The following is a 20103-nucleotide window of genomic DNA, read 5'->3' as shown; positions in this document are numbered from 1 at the left end:
AACACTTACCTCAGAGCATACAAAATGATATCAATGTCTCTGACGCGAGAGTCTACGTGAAGAGCAATTGCATCTCTCTTTTCTAGCATCTCAATCCACATTCTATCCGACGTATCGATTTCAAAATAAGCGACGCCTTGCATCGGTCTCAATTCACTAGGTGCTACGGGAAGCGGAGAAAGCTTAATACCGGACAGGCTATTTTTGACAATTTCAACTATTCTCGTGTTGTTACTGAGTTTTGCTGCAATAGGAAATAGTTCATTTAGCTCGTTGCTACTAATGTTAGATTTGACCGATAAGATGAATCGTCTCGATGCCAAGCCTGAAGTGTCCCGAATTAAGGTGCGAAGTAATCGACGTTTTTCAAAAAGAGATTTGTCCCAGTTAAACTCGATAACCGAGTCTTGTTGCACAAGTGTCAGCATATTGCGCAAAGAGGAAAATAAAGGGTTAAACGTTTCATAAAGTTGATCGTGCTTTAGCGGTTGACACTGTTCAGGGACAGCAGGCGTCAGCGCCATAATCTGAGCTTCAAATCGTCTGAGTTGCGCGTATATATCGGTTGTTTGAAGTTTAGGGTTTGCGATTGCTAGGTCAAACCATGGTAGCCAGCTATTGAGAGTCTGTAGCCATAGATAGTCTTGTAGCATTGACTGCGGGCTTTTTTGACCTTGTCCAACCTGAATTCTTTGTAGGAGTGTAGTGGCACGGTTTGCCGTGAGAGCGTGAACTTCTCTCAGCCTCTCTGCTAGGAGTTGTGAGGCACCATAATGCAAACAGGCGGGAATAAATGATCTGTCTAAGATAATCTCACCAGAATCACTACACTCAAGAACTTTGGCCACGGGAATCAGGGTAAAACCAGAAGCGTCTTCACCTTCAAATTTGAGTGAGACATTTAAATGTGCAATATCTATCTCTACACTGGCATTTTCTGATGTAGACGTATCGAAAACATTTATTGACCTTGTCAGGTATCGGCTTTGCTCAGTTTGTTCTTGACTGTAATCATTATTCCCCTGTAATGAGATAGGGAGTGCAAGAAAAACTCGCGTTTCAACACTACCCTGTGGAATGTCCCTTGCTATTTCATGCTTAATTTCAAATTGGGTTCCATCAGGAAATGCACCTGAACTACTCGTTATTGATAACTTGCCTATTTTTAATAATTCATGGTTAATGGTAAGCTCAGTAACACCATAAAATGGGGAAAAGCCCGCGAGCATTTCTACATTCTGTCGAACATAGTCTTGCACGAATCTGTCCTGTTGTTGAAAGTGCTGAGGCGCAATAAACATGCCTTCTTGCCATACTACTTTTTTAAACGCGTCCACGTAAGATTCCTATATAAAGCTAAAAGATGTTCCACCAGCTAGTTTCTGGAGTGACTGTCTCAAGTGAGACCTTTGATTGTGAGATACGAAGGCGCAAAAATTGCTCTTCGTCGATTGGTACAGCGCTATAAGATTTTGTCTCACTGCCTTTGAAATTGACGAACTCAACCAGAACGGCCACATATTGTGCGGATTTGTTAATTTCAATTACTTTACTAATGTCTGAATTAGGCACAATCACTGGTAAAACCTGTTTTGAAATCAGGTTTGCCCCTAAAACCTGTGAGTCTTTCTCATATAAATCGATAAAGGGTGTCTGCTCAAAGGTCTGGATATCAGTCAATTGATACATTCTGACAATAACCGGATTCGCTGTGTTTGATGCGGAGGGATTAATTGTCTTATCAGCCTTTATAGTTAGGCTAAAGGGGGACGTAACGGGTTTTGGACCAGATGAGCATCCACCCAATAATAATGCCAAAATTAGTAACCCAATTTTCATTGATTATTCTCTCTCTGCTTGCGCATGTTCTCTAAAAATAGTGCTTTAAATTGCCTATGAAAATCACCATTACCTTGACGATGTTGAAAGTGTTTTTTATAAATTCGCCAATAGCGTTTGTCTTTACTTGCAAACAGCCCCCCAGAGAGGTATTCCTTAAATTGATCTTCAAGTTCAAGTGGTGAAAATTGCTGAAGAAATTGTTCTACAGTTACCTCTAGAGCATCGAAGAGAGAATCATGGTCTAGTATCAGATTCTGCAAAGCTTGTTGTTTTTCAGTCAGATTGAGAAGTTTTTCTAGCGATTTTTCTAAATGTTCATTGTTTAAGTTACTTCCAGCGGGCAGGTATTCCGTCGCTCTTTGGGCTTCAAGCCTAGAGGCATGTTTTAGATCATCAATCTCGATATGAGGAGTGATATCTTTATCATCCAAATCTCCAAATGGATCAGAGGCAAAGGGATCATCACTTAGTATATTTTTATGAGAAAAACTCGCACTATTTTTTCTTTCAATAGGCATTTCGTCTAACTCTAAAAAGTCAGTTTCATCTTCAACTAGATTAAACTTGATGTCTGTTTCAGGGTTTGAATCTAATGGTTTGGAGTTATTATTCCCGTTATTGGAAACCAAAGTAGAAACAAGCATGGAGTATTTTTCTAAATTGATAATGTCACCATCATTTAGAGGGTACTCTTTATTTCGGCTCATGGATTTTCCATTCAACTGAGGCGTATTCTTGCCTTTGTTGACAAAAGAATAGCCACTCTCAGTACGTTTAAATTCTCCATGTATGCGCGAAATACGTTTGCTCTGATCTGGCAGACGAATGTCACATGAGGTCGCTCTACCAATTGAACCGCCATTTTCCGGCAAATACGCCACCCTTGAATTTATAACTTCTTCGTCAGGTACAGAAATCAGGTGTATACTGATGGTCACTTGTTATCCCTCACAATTTGCGATGTTGGCGTTAAATTTATTTAAAAACCCCGTGTATTTTTTCAAAAATCGATTGGAGAAATAGACGCCCATCGGTTCTATTCTTAAAAGCTTATTTTGGAAAAAATCAGTGGGAAGGCCCGCTTGTTTTAATTCTTGCTCAAAGACGGCTTGGTCTTCGAGAGCGATATCAATTTCTCTTTGTTTTAAAAGCCTCAGCAGGACTTTTGCATCTCTGGGTTGCTTGACTACGTTGTAACCGTTTCGTTTAAGCCAAAACCATTTACTCGACCCAAATTTTGCTGAAAACATAAGGTTCAGTTTAGATAGTTCATTGACGTTCGGTTCAACTCCAGGACCAAAATACCAAGTTAGTTTTTGCTCAGATATTGGGGATGATAGTGTTGCATAAGTGTCCCTTTCTTTTGTTTGAGTTGCCATAAAAAAACCGTGCTGTCCTCCTGTATGAACACGCAACTGTGCTTCAGACCAGCTTGTCATTGTTAACTGATAAGGTTGCCGCATTTTGTTAAGCACGCATTTTACTTTGTCCAATGCAGCTCCTCCCATCTCTCCCGCTTCAAATGTTTGGTAGGGCCCCCAATCTTGCGTGGTCAATAAAAGTCTCGGTGGGCCAATTTTTACTTCTGAGTATGCTGTTGCTGAAAATATAAAGTTAATGAGGCAGACAGTAATGAGCGATATCACTCTGACCATTTTTGTTCTCCAAATAATAAAATATAAATTTGTGGGGTAGAGGATATGTAACCCAAATACCAAAGGCTTATTTATATTTATCATACTAATTAGGGTCGAAAGACCCTAATTAATAGTTGTGAAATTAATTTAAACTAATCAATTAATAGTCAATTCAAATCCTAACACGCTATTACCCCGTTTCACCTCGACCTGAGTAATGGGCTCTTGCTTACTGAGTCTTGCTATACATTCTTCGGCTAATTTTGGCATTAGTGAACGATTTATTATTTGCTCTACCGCACGACCTCCTGTAGTTGGATCGGTATTTTTACTCACGATAAAGTCAATAAAACTTTCATCCCAAATAAAGCTTGCTTGATATTGTTCTGCTAGCTTTTTCTTTATTCTATTTAGGGCGATTTCAGTAATTTTGGATAGTTCACTATCATCTAGAGGGTAATAGGGAACGATCGTGGTTCTTCCCAGAAATGCGGGCTTGAAGTAGTGCTGAAGTTCTGGGCGTATTTGTTCCAAAAGACTTTCATTGTCAGGACGAGTCTTACTTTTATCGCAAACGTCACAAATTGCTTGATCTGCGGCATTTGAGGTCATAATTATGATGGTATTTTTGAAATCAATGGTTCTTCCCTCACTGTCCTTAATGTGTCCCTTATCGAAGATTTGATAAAATAGGTCGTGTACACCAGGGTGTGCTTTTTCCATTTCATCAAGTAAAAGAACAGAGTAGGGGTTTCGTCGTATAGCTTCAGTAAGAACTCCACCTTCACCGAAGCCAACATAGCCCGCTGGAGAACCGAGTAGCATGGAGATTTTATGTTCCTCTTTAAACTCGGTCATATTGATAACAGTCAGGTCATTGTGGCCGCCATATAATCTTTCTGCTAGCGCCATCGCTGTTTCCGTCTTACCGACACCACTTGGGCCGCACATTAAAAATACGCCAATGGGTTTTCTGCTATCTGTCAGTCCCGCTCTCGATATTCGTATTGCTTTTGCGAGTTCCTTTTTAGCTACATCTTGCCCGATAACTCGTTTATTTAATTCATCTTCTAAACCAAGCAGCTTTGCTATTTCATCACTCATCATATTTCCAACAGGAATACCTGTCCAGCTTGCAATAACTTGAGCAATAGCATTATTATCGACCATAGCATTCACCAAGGGTAATTCACCTTGAAGATCTTTCAAATATTCAAGCGTGTCATTAAGCTCTTGTTGCTTTGGCGAAAGGTTTGTGTCTTGACCTAAATTAGAACTGATTTCATCTTGGAGGCTCTTTACCTTATTAACGAGGTGCACTTCTTGTTCCCAGCGCTCCATAAGATTTTTTAGGCTAGTTTCATTATCGGCTATTTCTGAATTCAGCTGCTCTATTTCTCCTGCTCTTGCCCCGAAAAGTGCATCTTCTTTTTCGAGGGCAAGCCTTTCATTTTTTTGATATCGGATAGTTTGTTCGAGTGCTTCAATTACTTCTGGCTTTGCGCCTTGAGTTAATGCAATCCTAGCACTCGCGGTATCCAAGAGGCTTATTGCCTTATCAGGTAGCTGACGGCTAGGTAAATAACGAATGGATAGGTCAACAGAGGCTTCGATAGCTGATTCTGCAATAAAAGCACCATGATGTTTTTGTAAAGATGGGGCAATTCCTCTTAGCATTTGTTTTGCATCTTCAGCACTTGGCTCATCGATAGAGACAACTTGAAAGCGTCTTGTTAAGGCAGGATCTTTTTCGAAATACTTTTTATATTCAGCCCAAGTTGTTGCTGCAATGGTCTTGAATTCTCCTCTTGCTAATGCTGGTTTTAAAAGGTTCGCAGCGTCGTTTTGTCCTGCAGTGCCACCAGCACCAATAAGAGTATGAGCCTCATCAATGAAAACAATAATCGGAATCTCGCTATTTTTTACCTCATTAATGACATCTTTTAAGCGATTTTCGAATTCACCTTTGACACTTGCTCCTGCTTGAAGCAAACCGAGATCAAGGGAATGTATCTGTACTCCTTGCAGGGCACCCGGAACTTCTTCAGCCGCAATTCTTAAAGCTAGACCCTCAACCACCGCTGTTTTTCCGACACCAGGTTCACCAACTAATATGGGGTTGTTTTGTCGCTTTCTGCATAGGATATCGATAGCTTTCCTTACCTCAGGGTTACGCCCTGAAATGGGATCTATTTTTCCATCTTTTGCTTGCTGGGTGAGATTTATAGTGAACTTGCTGAGTGCACCATTGGCATTCATTGTGCTCTCAGCACTGCTTGTAATATTATTAGACACACTTGATGTGATATTTGCCTTCTGTATGAGGCCCTGTAGAGACTCGAGCGAGACTGCTTGAAGGCTTTCAAGTGGAGGTGTCTGTAAACCGATTATATTCTTTTGAATTAATGCATGTATTAGGTGTAAGCTTATGACTTCATTGTGGCCATAGTTTACCGATGCGATCATCCAGGCATCCTTGACCATTTCTGTTAAATCATGGCTTAGGGTGGGCTGTCCTTCACTTCCTTTCGCAAGCCGACTTATTTTATTCGATAGCTCCCGAACCCATTGGTCTTGGTGTAGTTTTTGTACCGCCATTAAGTTCATTAGATGGTGTTCACCAGAGGAGATTAATTGGAGGAGCCAATGCTCTATTTCTATTGAGGGAACACCCTGATTCATAGCCGCTCCGGCAGACACTTCGAGAGCCTGCCTTAATTCAGGAGATAGTTTAGCGACTAAGTTTGTTAACGTTACTTGGGTCATGGTGATTCCTTTATTTAAAGTGTATCTATTTTGTGATTCAGAAAATGGATGTCGTTATTTAAGAAGAATATTGACCAATTTTTCCGGTTTTCTCTCCGGGGCCAGGCAATCCACTTCTCCAAGCTTTGCTGCTTTAAATGAATGTGTTGAAAGCATCGGGCGAGATAAATAAGATCGTTTGACTTTAAGATAAATTGAGACGGGAGTGTTGTCTCTCAAGTAATGGTTTATTAGCTCTTTCATGCTGTTAGCTAAATTAGCGTCATTTTGAATAATTGAAAGTTCAACTTCACTGGATGGCATTATTGATACCGTTATATGATTGAAATGAGTCAAACAAGTTTTGCCAAGAAGAAAGCCTTGACCTATGCAATTGTTGTATGAGCGACTTGTACCGATTTGAGTTAGAGAGTCGATAGGAAGTTTTCTTCTTTCCTCTGTTTTTGTGGCGACTTCAATATTAAATGGAAAATAGTCATTTAGTATCTGCTCTAAACAAACTAGATTACGACTTTTTTGTCCGAGCAATAATGAGTATTGAAAAAATTTATCTTTTGTCCTTCCCAAAGCTGCGATGTTATTGAGTAACTCTGTTTTATAAGGTTGTAACTCTTTTTGAACGGTAAGTGAGCCCATCATTTCTAACTGCGCTACCATTTCAAAGTAACGCTGGTTGAATACATCTAAAAAGTCTTTTAAGGCATGTTCATCGCGGTGGAGTGCAGAAAGTAGTTCTTCGTATATGTAATACGGAATGACTCCTTTTACACCAGACAAGGCTTGTTTGGCTAAGCGTATTTTTATCTTATTGCTCTTGAATGAAAAATACTGTATTTCACTGACGTCACCTGTTGGCATAGCTTCAGCTTTGAGTACTAACTTAGTCTTGGTAACGTAATTCTTTGTAAAATGACCTAGTAAACGCATTGCTTGAGGAAAGTCATATTTGTGAGCGTTTTTACTTAAATCGTTTATAATTCTCATATCTTTGTCTCACAGTGCTTTCTGGCTTCCGTGTAGTTTTGGGTAGCGTTTAACGTAGCCGTCTTTCCCATAAACTTTGATTGATAACTGTATATATCTGTCAAAACTACAAAACTGTTGAAAGAAGCGATTTAATACATCACCAAATACAAGAAATCCTTTGGCTGTATCGAGTGTGATTTCTATTTCAGTCCCGGGGGAAAATACATTTTTACCTAGAATACGAAGTGCTGAAACTTGTGAACGTATATTTACCGAGCGGATGGAGAGAATTTCATCAGTATTCACTTGCTCTCTCGAACAAAGCCTAAGCATCCTTTTGAGTTCTTCTTCTGGATTATCCGCATGTAGTATCGATATAAAATTAGAATTCAATAATTCGATAAATTGCCAATGTAAATGTTGATCTCTTTCTCTTTCAATAGGTGCACTAGGCGGATAAATAGGATGGAATTCACCTGGTAAGTCTATATTCTCGATACATTCAAACTTTCCATTTACAGAACATGCTCTCTTTCCATTTGTGCATTTCAATCGCGTCCCGTAAAGTTTATTAAATTCAATTTCGTTGCTATTTTTTAAGCATATAAAAAGTTGGAAGCTATTGTCGTTGCCACGAACCGACTGCCAGTGGTCATTATTAGGGTTAGAGCGGTAGCTATCTTTATATAATGGTGTGAGTAACTTTTCACCCGATGATGTTATTTCAAATACTTCTGACACTTCGACAATTTCTAGGCAGCTTTCAGTGCTTGAGTCTGCATTTATAGGGACACTTAGGCTTCTTTGATCGTAGGAAACTGGTTCACCTAGATGGTCAAACATATTTATTGCAGGTACGATATTTAATTTAAAAACGTGATTATCAAATAAACGCATAAACTCTGTTGGCAGAGAGTGCATAAACAGATTCAATACGATCGTATCAGTATCAAAGTTCTTTGCCGCATCACCAAAGCCTTTTAGTCTAAAAAATTGGCGTTTTTCTTTAAAATAGAAAAATTCACTTATTAACTGGAAACCATTAAATTGGTTCCCTCGTTGTGGTAAAAACTGAAAGCTATTGTCACTAATTCGGCTTGTTAACTGGTCTGCTTCTATGACTTCGTGTTGCTCGAATTTAGTATCCGAAATTGAAATGGATTGGGTTTCAGCGAGTAGGATTTCCACTAATGAGTCGGCATTATTTTCGAAGCCCTGAACAAAAAAATCGAGGTCGTCTAACCATAAGGATGCAAAGTTAACGTCTTGATCCATGGTGGAAAGAGTAATCTGAATAACAGCTGTTGTACTTTCTGTGCCTACTGGACGGTTAAATTTAAACGGAGCACTCGTTGCAGCAGTGTCAATTAGTGTAAAAGGTGTTGTTTTAAGTTCACTGACCGTAGTAAAAGTACAATCTTGCCCCTGTGATTCTGCGCTGAACTGTGAACCTTTTGGTAAGGTATAGCTCTCACTTGGAATGACGTCGTCATCTAATTTTAGATAGGCGACACTCGGAACTACTTGTGTGTAACTCGGGTACAAAATTGAAAGCAAACCTTCAATGACTTGGGGAAGTTGTTCGGCCAGCTTTTTTTCAACATTGGCGTTGAGCAGCGCAACGCCATCCAGTAGGCGAGCAAGATTTGGGTCTTCAATTTTGCCTTGGTTTATATTGAGTCGCTCAGCATAACCTGGATGCTGCTGTTCAAACTGCCCCAAAGCTCTTCTGACTAGAGTTAATTCTTGCTCATAATACCTTAAAAGGGGGTCATTACTCATAATTGTCTTCCGCCATCGAGGCATTAAGGTAATTCAAAGAGATTTTCGAGTCGAAGATCAACTCCGTTTCTCCTTGAGGTGTATTGATATTGGCCATGACTTGAAAGTTTATTGAGTTTTCTCCTTCTTTTCGGTCCCCAAGCTCAACGAGAACATTCTTCAGTCTTGGTTCAAATCGTTTGATATAACTCTCTAGTCTCACTGAAAGCTGAGCATGATCTAAGTTAGAGCTCAATAAATGCATGTCTTCAATACCAAAGCGAAAATTAGAACGCTGCAATTCACTAAAACGTGCATCAATACTGGCTAACGATGCTTCTGATTCCAAAAGTTTTGTTAGGTTGTATTTAATATCTTCAATATTTTCGTTTGAGGCCTTTATCTCGTGAGGTTGGACGAAAGCTTTCCAAAAGCTCATGCTTTTCTGTCCTCCAGTTCGGTCGTAAGTACTATTTCACTATTTAGGTGATCGTATTGATATTGAGGGGTTATTCTGAGAGTGCACGACAAAACATCCAGATCATGCTCAGATTGCCTTACGCTTATATTTGCGAAGCTCAATGGATATTTAGACAGGGTTTCCTCATTCGCTTGAGAAACATTACTTGAAAATTTTTCAATCCAAGTAGTCAAGAAGCGCTCACACTCCTTCGCAGATGTAAAGGAACCAAGAATTTCTCTGACTTGAACTTTTAGGTAATGGGCAATCCGACAACACATTAATGTAGTCTGTAGCTGTGCGATAACTCTATCATTATCAATGTTTTCTCCAGACCAGATAGAGTAATTTCCGTTGAAATAAAATCTATCGCTCAATACACTTTTTGTTAGTGGTATAAATCCACTCTGCGCGTAGAAATTTGATAACTGCCCAAATAGAACCACATTCGTCTCTGGGCTTGAGAGATATTGGCTGGGATGATTTTCAACATTGACTATTGCACCTTGTGCTTTGTCGTTCCAACGAGATTTCAAAAAACCAAACCAGTTTATTCTATGGTGTTCACGCATTATGGTTGAAGTAAAAGCGAAAGCGGCATTGCCCCACAAGCCTCCACCAGACTCGTTGTATAAAAAGCCAACTTTCGCATTCTTATAGGCCGAACGCATTTTTACAGATGGCATGACCATTCCAATAAACTTGGATGAGGGATTCTGACGTAGAGTCTGCCATGATAGATAATCATCGCCTCTCATTATTTTTTCTATACGCTCGACGTCTGATAACCAATCTGCCTTGTTATAGAGAAAAAATCCGTCATCGGGTGATAGCAGAACAGGGCATAGAGTATGCTTTCCAAAATCTGCCAAAAGCTCTAGGGTAAAAAGATCATCGAAGTCACTTTCAATGCCCATATCTAACGAAATCTTATGCGTAAATAGGAGGCAGCCGAAGGGTTCTCCACCAAGGGTATTGAGCTCTTTGTTGCCGACTTTGTTATACAATGTGCTTGCTTTAGTTGAATAGGCCAGATTGAGGTCGGAAGATACTTCTTGCCAGTTCATGTTAAGCAACTTCAATTTTGTGCGTTGTTTATTGATTGGCAGTTGTATTAAACCCTCTAAACCGAGCCAATTAGAATGGAGCAATTCAAAATCTGAGTGATGAATAATGAGGTCAAGCTGGAGAGAAATCTGCTTGTCAATTTGACTCATTAGCCTCGTCAATTCACATTTAAGCCTATTGGGGTTATCTAGTAGTTCTGGCATGACTTCACATAACAAAGACAGTGATTCTCTTAAAAAATCACTGTCTTTGTTATCTACCGAGGTAAATCTATTTTGCCAATCTAAGTTATTGTAGATGTTCATAATTAATATCACTGTAGAGCATAGACAGGTCGGAGTTATCCGACCTGTAATTATGGTAAGTTAGCCTGGTATTTTTGCTACCATTCGAACCGATGTGGTCAACTCTTCGAGTTGAAGCCATGGTCTGAGGTGAGCAACTGCAGAGTAAGAGCCTGGTCGGCCAGGTTGTTCTACAACTTCAATACGAGACTCCGCCAATGGCGTCCTTGCTCTTTGTTCATTTCCGATTGCACCAGCATTAGTGTATTGATCAATCCAAAGCTGTAATTCTCTCTGGATGTCAGGTGCTTCGAGGTTTGATCCTAATTTATCGCGTCCCATGACTTTCAAATAATGTGCTATTCGACCACTTGCCATGATATAAGGCAGACGGGCGGAAATTGCCGCATTAGATGTTGCGTCTGGGTCAGTATACGTTTTGGGTTTCTGCGTGGTTTGGCCACCGATGAATACACCATAGTTTGAGTTTTTATAGTGCACGATTGGTAAAAAGCCTAAGTCACTCAATTCCTTTTCACGTTCGTCGGTCAAATTGACCTCAGTCGGACACTGTTGAACCAAATCACCTGCTTCAGTTTTGTAAGTAAGATTTGGTAGGTTTTCAACCTTACCACCATTGTCCAAACCACGTATGGAGGTGCACCAACCAGATGCTGTATACGCCTGAGTCATCTTAAGACCTAAATCATAAGCGGCATTAGACCAGACTAATTGATCGTTACTTTCTGGTTTAGGGTTACCTTCACTGTCTGTATTTAACTCCTCAAAATTAAATAGATTCGTGCTTAAACCTTTTGCACCGTAGGGTAGGCGTGCCATAGAGCGCGGTAACGTTAAAGTTACATAGCGGGCATCGTCACTTTCTCTAAACGAATTCCAAGCCGCGTATGCAGGTGAATCAAAACCAGCAGCCACTGGCTTGCCTTCTTCGAATGTTTTGAAATCGTTGAATTCAAACATTTCTGCATTCGCAGCCGCAATAAATGGAGCGTGACATGCAGCAGATACCTCTCCCATATACCTAAGGAGAGCAACATCCTCATCTTTTGCACTGAACTCATAGTCACCGATAAACGTGCCGTATGGCTCACCACCTGCTGTACCATATTCACCTTGATAAACAGCATTGAAAAGAGGGCTTCTATCAATAGCTGGAGCATCTTCAAATTGTTCAAGAAGTTCTTCTTGGCTGAAGTCTACCATCCTGATTTTTAGATCTCGGCCAAGCTCACTTTCTTTAACCAGTTTTTGTAGCCCACGCCAAGAGCCTTCAAGCTTTTGAAAGTCTTGTTGCTGCATGACTTCAGAAAGCTGTTTAGACAACTTATTGTCAATCTCGGAAATGGCATTTTCAATGGTTTTGGTCAGGTTTTTATCCCAGGTTACCGTACCAGAAAGAGCCTGTTCGGTAAGTACAGAAAATAGCTCTTTCGTTGTATCAGCAGGAGTTTGAGTTGTTGCTTCTATCGCACGGTCTAAGAAACTAAGAGTACTTTCTGTGGTCTCTGTTTGACCCTGAACTTCGGTTTCTGTGCTCATTACTCAGCTCCTTCTTTTACTAAACCGAGTTCATCTGATAGCGCGTTGATTGTATCTGCACTTTGAAGAACTTCTTTTAGCAGCTTTTCTAAATCGCGAGAGCGATCTGCTTTAGAAAGCAGCACTTTGAGTTGGTTACGTGTTTCAACGAGTTTCTTTAGTGGCTCAACCTGCGCAACAATAGATTCAGGTTCGAAATCTTTCATTGAGTTAAAAGTTAGATTGGCTTCAAATTGACTGTCGTCATTCGCAAGCACATTGTCTACTTTTAAGCTGAGTTCAGGGCCAATTCTCTTCATAACGGTATCAAAATTATCTTTATCTACATTATAAAAAGTGCGCTCATCCACTTCTTGCTTGTCTTGTCTATGACCCGAATAATCACCAATTACACCAACTACAAAGGGTAGTTCTTTGGTTTCTACGGCGCCATTTGTTTCCACGTCATAAGTTACACTTACTCGGTTTTTACTTACACGTTTATGCTGGGAGTTTAGTGCCACTATATTTCTCCTTCACCTAGCTTATTTTGCTGTTGAGGTTACTTTTGCTGTAGTCGCATCAAAGCCTACTTCTGGGCCTTTCTCGATTTTTCCACCTTCAGCTTCCATATAGTAAGCTTTAGAAATCTCGGTATAAGTTAGGCTGAATGATTCGTTTGGAAGTGAACCGTTTGTGGCAGCCATGTTGTAGCTTGACATACGAGCCGCTTTCATTGTGAGAATCAGATAAGGATCAGCACCTGAACCTTCGCGGTTAGGTTTGGTCATGACAACTTCGATAGTTTTCCCTTCACTGCCTGGCGCATATAGGAAGGTGGTTAGATGCGGAGTAGCGCCATCACAACCGCGGGTTATGTTAACTTCACCCAATGCAACCATGCCCTGGTCGGCATTATTCGCATTACCAACATCGATACCAACTCCACGCACAGCGTTCCAGGTGACAGAATCAATGGCAAAAAAACCATCTTTACCACCAATTTTCTCTACAGTTGCTGCGCCTTTAGGGTTAGTACCTTCGATTCTCATGAATATTGAAGCCATGTTGTTCTCCTTTAATAAATAAAAATGCGATTACCACTCAAAGTCATTAATACTTGATGGTGACTCGGTGTTGCTCGCTTGTGGTTTAGTTGTGTTTTGTGAGGAATCCTGACTAAGTTGATCAGATTGCTCAGAAAGAGCTTGCGGCGTGACTGCCTCGTGAGTTGAGGTCGAACTCGTTTCTACTATTGGTGCTCCTGACAATGGGCGTTGCTCTAAATTATCCATGCCAGTGAGCTGATTAATTTGTTGGATGACGGTTGAGTTGCCTGCTGTCATTTCCTGTATTAGTTCAGGAAGGCTCATATACCCCCAGCGGATAGCCCTTTCCAATAAAAATGATACCGGGCTATGTGGTTCTGTATCGCGGAAAAAATCGGCAATATGTCTCAACTGCTGAAATGCTTGGTCACGGTTTTGTAGCTGTGTTTGGGTATTAATTTGTGTTGGTACTGAAGTAACTTCTCTGCCAATACTTGTGCTCGGATCTGGGATCTCTGGACTCGGAGAGCTCATGTCATTTAGGACTACGGTAGGATTATCTTTAATATCCTTGATTTGAAAGTCATCATCCAGAGGCCAAGTGCCGAATAATTGTCCTGTAAGGCTACGTATCGCGTTTATAGATTTACTTACATTGTCTTTAATAAATCTAAAGTTAATTGACGGTATTCCACAGTCCTTTGACTTAGAGCTTAACAAGCGTTCTACGTCATTCAGACCTGTGAAGACTTTTGCAAGGTTGAGTAGATTGTCTTGGGTTACCTGATTAAATTCTTGAGTTGCTCTCTGCTTAAGTTCTTCTATGCTTCCATGTCGCTCAGCACGCAAGTAGTCCCCTAAGCTAATTTCCCCAATAAGACTCGTAATTTGTAAAGGCATGAAAAAAGCCGTTGAGTTATTACTTTCGCCTACCAACTGTACAAGTGGACGAAGACGAAATTGAATGACCTCTTGTAGTTTCGATGATGCCTCTTGACTATGAATTTTATTGTCAGGAAGGGTGGGGTGTAGGTCTTGCCAAAAGTCTTCAATAAAGCCTTTAAGTACTGTTATTGCGTCAGCAAGGTTTTTATAGGGGGCTGGGGTAAAAAACTGACTTGATATAAACCACCCCAGAATTTCTAAATCTTTTGTTTTGTTTGAAAGAGCTTCTTGAGTGAGGTCTTGCAACATAGCCCAAGCATTATCATTTATCGCCAAAAGCTCTTGATCACTGGACGCATCTGGTGTTTCGATTAATTGTCTAAACGATGATTGTGCTGCATTGTAGGAGTTACGAAGCGCACGGTAAGTAGCCTTGTCTAACTTAAGATATGTACCTGAAGGTGACTCGTCTGTAATGGGAGTCATTAACTGAGTGATATTTACCATGTGCATTCCGTATGATTGAACTATGCATCTAACTTATTGTTAGCTATATAAATTAAGTTGCAGGAATAAAGCCGATTAGTCTATATTTTTTTTAATCATTCAGTTGCATTTCTATCACTTGAGTATGAAATATTGAACCTGGTTCAAAAATGAGACTGTCAATATGTGCAACCTAAAGTTGCACTTAACCACCAATTAATACTGTAGGCATACCTAGTACAATTGTACCGCCATGTGCAGTCGAGTCTCCCATCCGGGCTGCCGGTTTATTCATTATCAATACGCTAGTACTTCCTTTTATTATTGAGTCTGGGGGGCCGACACAAACACACATGTCACCCATTGTTGCCGCTGGAATACCTCCGATTAGAACAGTTGGAACGCCCGGTCCGATGATAGGACCACCCACATGAGGTATGGGTGGAAGAGCTGGAGTTTGCATAGGACAGACGTGCATGTCTGTGATTCGTGATGCTAAGCTCATGATTCTCCTCCATCGCCACCGTTTGCTATATCAATAGCGTACTTTAACGACTGAATATAATACTGTTTGTATTATCCCAAGCCGGAAGAACAGATGAGTGATTAATCGCTCCAGCTACCGCTTTTGCATACAGAAAGGGATCAGGCATTACTGAAGGCAAGTCAGGGCTTACAATACTGCCGGAGCCATTCCAGAATACTGCTTGAGCAAGCCACGATGGACCACAGTTTAGGCCCAAGCGATTAGATAGAAGCTCTGATCTACGTCTTAGTCCCTCATTGGGCGATTGCACCCACTCTCTAGCAGCTTCAATACACTGTATTTGTGTCTGATCCCAGTCCTTTTTCCTTTGCATTAGGCACAGACTTGCCCACCAAATCGCCTCTCTGACCGGTAAGGCATGTGCTATGAACTGGGTGAGATCATTGTGCAGCTCGTTTTCTGCCATCACTTCTATTGATTTTGCGATGGTAAAGTCTTGTTCAAGATGTTTTCTGGCTATGTCTGAGGCCGCGAAACGCGGTAAAACCTGACTACAAACTTTATACGGGATTTTTTTATAATTCATTAATTGACCTTTACGATTGCACCTTTTACTTCTCCCATTACTCCACCATTAAATGTTGCTTTAAGGCCCGACTTAAACTCTGCGCTAAGAGAACCTTCGGCACTCAGCGTTGTATCAGCTTTTATGGAAACACTTAATCCTTTGACTGAGCTACTTCCTTTTGCCTCGATGGCAGTCGTAGCACCTGATAGCTTATTCGATGCGTTCGCACTACTTGTAATATTGGCTCCATTCATTTTGAGAGCACTGGAGGCTTTGATATTTATGTCTGTCGCTTCAATTAAAATACCTGAAGAAGACATGGTTAATTTACTGCTACCTACTTTAAAGCTGATCTTGTCATCAGCTTCTATTTCGATCGTCTTGGCTTTTTCAGACAGTAATTTAGAGACGGTTAGGCTATAGTTGTCTTCGGTACTTATAGCGATTTGTTTAGTTACTGATTGATGAAGCTCACCTTTGACCGAGTCGTTCTGATTATTTTCAATTTCTCTTTTTAAGTCTTTCGTAGCATGAAGGTAGACGAGTTCACTGTCCTTTTTGTCATCGAAGTAAAGCTCATTCGCAAGGCCGTCAAGCTTTGTTTTTATTCCAGACTTTGTTGAGTTTGTTTCTTTGTACGGTGGGGCATTCTTACTATTGTAAACACTGCCTGTGATGATGGGTTGGTCAGGGTCGCCGTCAATAAAAGAGACCAACACTTCTTGTCCGACTCTCGGAATAAATTGTGAACCATAGCCATTACCAGCTAACATTTGTGCAACTCTTACATAGCAACTGGTTTTATCTCCTTCAGCATCTGAGTCCCAGTGAAATTGAATTCTAACTCTACCGGATTCATCTTGATTGATATCTCCTAACTTCTTGCCTGCAACGGTTGCACTTTGTATTCCGTTTACGGTTTGTTTTCCTCTAGGCTCAGGATAATGAGATGTACTTTTAGGTATGGCTATAGCTTTTGTGTAACATTCAACGTTGTCAGTGTAATACGATGATACTGATACGACGGAATAATCAGATAACTGCTCGCTTTCCAAATGACTTGCGAGGGAGAACCATTTCCCAATCTCAAAAAGATCATGTTTAGCTTCAATGGATACCATTTGATATTCTTGAGCCAAGTATTCAGAACGTCTTTTGGCAAGATTATTCGCAAGATCTGTTTTGTCTCCCGAAATACCTAACGTGGGGTAGAATATGTTGGTAAGATTGGTGTTATTGGCAATGGTATTATTGTTTCTCTGAGCTTTACTGGTAACAAGTTTTGTCTGCTCGTAGTCATAAGCCGTTAGTTCGACACTATTACCATGGAACGCCAGACCTGTTTCCCACCTATCGATTAAGGGCAATGATCCCGAAGGGGTATCAGCCATATCAAATTTGTTTTTCTTCGCTTTATCAAATGGTGTTTGTGCATCATGCAGCACCATGGTGTGTTCGCTAGAGCTATGTTCGAAGTAATAGTGCACGCCTTCTTCTGCCAAGAGTCTCGAGACAAAGTCGTAGTCAGATTCATTATATTGAAGACAGTACTCTCTCTTTGTGTTGGGCATGGTTGCTACTTTGTAGCAACCTTTGAATCCTGCTTTATCAAAAATATCGGTAACGATATCCTTTGTTGTTTGATTTTGATAAACCCGAAAGGACTGGCTATGTTTTAACAACTCGAACCAAGGTTTGAGCGTAATACGATAGGCGGTGTATTGAAGGTCTTTTTCAAAGCCAATTGTATCTATCTTAATAATGGCACCATTATACGATTGTGATGAAACCATCTCGCTAGAATTATTAGTATTGTTTTTTACTGTCATTAATTGACCAAGCTGATTTTTGAGGTCAAAATTATTTGATATAACAGTTGCGATAATTTCAAATGGTTCAGATAGTGTTTGATTAACAGAGAATTCACTTATCTTATGATCCTTCCCTTTATAATCAATAGCAGACATCTTACTTGCGGATGCTGAATATTTTTCAGCCATAATACTTCCTTAAAACTATTTCTGAGCTTTATGTAAAAGAGGGCCTAAAGTAACGCTCACGCGATTTACTTATGGAAGATTATCAAAAAATAACAGGTATTATGATTTAAATAAATAATATTGATTATTCATTTTCGGTATTTTAAGTTCAGTTCCATTAAATACCTTAAAATCAGTATTCAAAAATCAGTACTTCTGGAGGCTTAAATTTCGTCTTCTACTTAATTGGTTATGAGTAGTGAGAGTAAAAGTGATGGTTAGAATGAAACGTTGCTTTTTGCTGAGTCGCTTGTGAATAAAGTTGGTTATGTAGTAGGCCTCAAAGTGGCAGTGTTTTTACCTTGCAGACGCCATTATCGACTTTGATACAGCATGCCAAAATCTCTAATAAATCTGCAAGGTAAACTTTTCTCAGTTAGCTAAATATCTCCGATTTGTTTGGGTATCAATCAATATCTTGGTCTAAATCGCCATGGAAATGCCCATGGTCAGAAAGACTACTTGTCGCTTTGAGTCTTGTTCCTACACGTAATCTAGATCTCTCTGGGATTAACTGACTGGATATTTTTATTTTGTCGTCCTTGTCTGGTTGTTGTGCTGGAAACAAGGGCTCGCTAAATGCGTAAAAAGTAGTCACGTAAGCAAGAGATTGAGTATTGGTATAAAGCGCTGTCTGGCTGACATTATTGAAATCATCACATGCTTGATGATAGCAATGGTCATAAGCCGTGTCTGCTTCGCCACCAAAGTCTTCAGCTTCTTGCTGGGACTTTGTTTTTTCTGCTCCTGTAAATAGTCCACCAAAAGCGATACCCCAGTCGGCAAAACCTGCGTAATCTGAGCGTTTTGATAGAGCCTGAGGGACGGTTGATATAGAGTGTTGGTTAAAGAATTGATTGAATATTGATTCTATATGTGAGGTCCCAAACGGTGGCACAAAGTCTCCGGTATAGGCATTATCTGGACTATCTTTTGTGTCCGAAAGGTCTCCATCCATTACCCCGAATATGTAGTTTGGTGAACCTATCATGTCAAAATTGAGGTACATTTTCACCCGGTTAAGTTCGTAATACCTTTTTTCAACAAGATCAAGCTGCTCTTTAGTCAATTGGCTTGGGTCATCAAGTCCTAATTCATCGAGAATTTCTCTTTCAGCTTGCGAGCGCAAGGGAGCGAATAGCTGATTTGTATAATATTGTGAGCCAACTAAACCAGCCTCCTCTGCGGCCCACCAAGCAAAACGTAGCTTATTTACAACAGGTGCTTCAAGTTTGGCCATAGTCACGGCATATTCAAGAAGACCGGCAGTTCCTGAGCCATTATCATTGATCCCTGGCCCCTCTGGTACGGAGTCTAAGTGTGCCCCCAACATTACGATATTGTCTTTGTTTCCTCCGACTGTCTCTGCTATGACATTTTCAGTCTCAACCAACTCGTCTTTCGTATTGATGAAAAAAGAGACGGGAACCTGAATATCTTTTGCCAGCTCGAACCACTGTGCACCTAACTCATACCGAGCGCCAAAGGCAGGAATACTTACCTCTGTATCACTGCCTAAGGTACCATTAACCGCGTCTTTACGACCCTCAGAGTTACCTTGGTTGAAGATGATAACCGCCTTAGCGCCTGCTAATTCCGCGTTCAGTGCTTTGGTGTTAAAACTACACCCTCCACGTTGGATAATTGCCACTCTTCCTTGTAGGTTGATGTTGTTAAAGTCTTCAGGTTCACATCCATCTGTATCGTCATAGTTGGGAGAATCAAACTGAAAATCGGGTGTAATAAAAGTAGCGGCACTATCAATAAAACCGAGTGAATTTCCAGAATAAGACATAGTCGTGAAGTCTACGGTCAGGTTATCCGGTGTGTTACGAGAACTCGTTAAGTCTATGTTGTTAACACTAAGCTTGGTACCGGGAAGCTCTTGCCATGCGCGAAAGTCCAGTGTTTGAACTGATACATTGTAACCATGATCTTGCATTACTTGTTTGACATAATCTACTGAGTGATGATATCCCTCAGTTCCGGCTGCTCTGGTGCTAGAGTTCCCCAGTGCTGTTTTTGATGCTCTGGACTCTAGCTCACTCAAATGTCTGACGACATCATTTCTTGAAATATTTTCACTGACATAATTAGCTGCTTCTTCGGGAGTATCCCAATGACATCCAGAGATAAAAGTTGATGTGATTAATATAGTGAGTAAACGTTTATTTGTTGTGATGCTTACCTGCATTTAATTAGCTCCTTATTGTTGTAAAGCAATCACATATTTACTGATAGATGTAAGTCAACAAAGTCAATTTAC

16 protein-coding genes and 1 pseudogene are annotated in these 20103 nt (G+C 40.4%); all 17 read right to left on the bottom strand.

What is annotated here, in order from left to right; translation table 11 throughout:
- Positions 1-5 precede the first annotated feature (5 nt).
- Positions 6-1337, bottom strand: a complete 1332-nt coding sequence (gene tssK, locus RH40_RS15885; RefSeq protein ID WP_009602666.1) for a type VI secretion system baseplate subunit TssK — start codon at positions 1335-1337, stop codon at positions 6-8.
- Between the two features lie 19 nt (positions 1338-1356).
- Entirely contained in the window at positions 1357-1839 is a 483-nt protein-coding gene (tssJ, locus tag RH40_RS15880; protein WP_009602665.1) for a type VI secretion system lipoprotein TssJ, read from the bottom strand.
- Positions 1836-2780: an FHA domain-containing protein gene (locus RH40_RS15875; RefSeq protein WP_009602664.1), complete on the bottom strand. Its 945-nt coding sequence runs from the start codon at positions 2778-2780 to the stop codon at positions 1836-1838. The genes tssJ and RH40_RS15875 overlap by 4 nt, the downstream gene beginning before the upstream one ends.
- A 3-nt stretch (positions 2781-2783) precedes the next feature.
- Entirely contained in the window at positions 2784-3497 is a 714-nt protein-coding gene (locus tag RH40_RS15870; RefSeq protein ID WP_009602663.1) for a transporter substrate-binding domain-containing protein, read from the bottom strand.
- 138 nt (positions 3498-3635) lie between these two features.
- A complete protein-coding gene (gene tssH, locus RH40_RS15865) occupies positions 3636-6245 on the bottom strand; it encodes a type VI secretion system ATPase TssH (RefSeq protein ID WP_009602662.1) in 2610 nt (869 codons plus the stop codon).
- Positions 6246-6299: 54 nt separating this feature from the next.
- Entirely contained in the window at positions 6300-7229 is a 930-nt protein-coding gene (locus RH40_RS15860; protein ID WP_009602661.1) for a type VI secretion system baseplate subunit TssG, read from the bottom strand.
- 9 nt (positions 7230-7238) lie between these two features.
- Positions 7239-8993: a type VI secretion system baseplate subunit TssF gene (tssF, locus tag RH40_RS15855; protein ID WP_009602660.1), complete on the bottom strand. Its 1755-nt coding sequence runs from the start codon at positions 8991-8993 to the stop codon at positions 7239-7241.
- Positions 8986-9411: a GPW/gp25 family protein gene (locus RH40_RS15850; protein ID WP_009602659.1), complete on the bottom strand. Its 426-nt coding sequence runs from the start codon at positions 9409-9411 to the stop codon at positions 8986-8988. The genes tssF and RH40_RS15850 overlap by 8 nt, the downstream gene beginning before the upstream one ends.
- Positions 9408-10805: a type VI secretion system contractile sheath domain-containing protein gene (locus tag RH40_RS15845; RefSeq protein WP_009602658.1), complete on the bottom strand. Its 1398-nt coding sequence runs from the start codon at positions 10803-10805 to the stop codon at positions 9408-9410. The genes RH40_RS15850 and RH40_RS15845 overlap by 4 nt, the downstream gene beginning before the upstream one ends.
- 60 nt (positions 10806-10865) lie before the next feature.
- The gene (gene tssC / locus RH40_RS15840) at positions 10866-12344 is read right to left on the bottom strand and encodes a type VI secretion system contractile sheath large subunit (protein ID WP_009602657.1); all 1479 of its coding nucleotides are present in this window, start codon (positions 12342-12344) and stop codon (positions 10866-10868) included.
- A complete protein-coding gene (tssB, locus tag RH40_RS15835) occupies positions 12344-12847 on the bottom strand; it encodes a type VI secretion system contractile sheath small subunit (protein ID WP_009602656.1) in 504 nt (167 codons plus the stop codon). The genes tssC and tssB overlap by 1 nt, the downstream gene beginning before the upstream one ends.
- 21 nt (positions 12848-12868) lie before the next feature.
- Positions 12869-13390: an Hcp family type VI secretion system effector gene (locus RH40_RS15830; protein ID WP_009602655.1), complete on the bottom strand. Its 522-nt coding sequence runs from the start codon at positions 13388-13390 to the stop codon at positions 12869-12871.
- Between the two features lie 30 nt (positions 13391-13420).
- Positions 13421-14764: a type VI secretion system protein TssA gene (locus RH40_RS15825; protein WP_009602652.1), complete on the bottom strand. Its 1344-nt coding sequence runs from the start codon at positions 14762-14764 to the stop codon at positions 13421-13423.
- A 184-nt stretch (positions 14765-14948) separates the two neighbouring features.
- Positions 14949-15248, bottom strand: coding sequence for a PAAR domain-containing protein (locus RH40_RS15820; protein WP_009602650.1), 300 nt, complete (start codon positions 15246-15248; stop codon positions 14949-14951).
- Positions 15245-15816 (bottom strand): annotated as a pseudogene (locus RH40_RS15815) (DUF6931 family protein). The gene RH40_RS15820 and the pseudogene RH40_RS15815 overlap by 4 nt, the downstream one beginning before the upstream one ends.
- Positions 15816-17798 carry a type VI secretion system Vgr family protein gene (locus RH40_RS15810; RefSeq protein WP_009602647.1) on the bottom strand — a complete coding sequence of 661 codons (1983 nt, stop codon included), beginning with the start codon at positions 17796-17798 and terminating at the stop codon, positions 15816-15818. The pseudogene RH40_RS15815 and the gene RH40_RS15810 overlap by 1 nt, the downstream one beginning before the upstream one ends.
- 445 nt (positions 17799-18243) lie before the next feature.
- Positions 18244-20031, bottom strand: a complete 1788-nt coding sequence (locus RH40_RS15805) for a M28 family metallopeptidase (protein WP_009602645.1) — start codon at positions 20029-20031, stop codon at positions 18244-18246.
- Positions 20032-20103 lie beyond the last annotated feature (72 nt).

The organism is Vibrio caribbeanicus ATCC BAA-2122 (genome assembly GCF_000165125.1).
GTDB lineage: Bacteria > Pseudomonadota > Gammaproteobacteria > Enterobacterales > Vibrionaceae > Vibrio > Vibrio caribbeanicus.
Note: the sequence above shows the minus strand (reverse complement) of the source record. Positions and strands in the feature narration are given on the sequence as shown.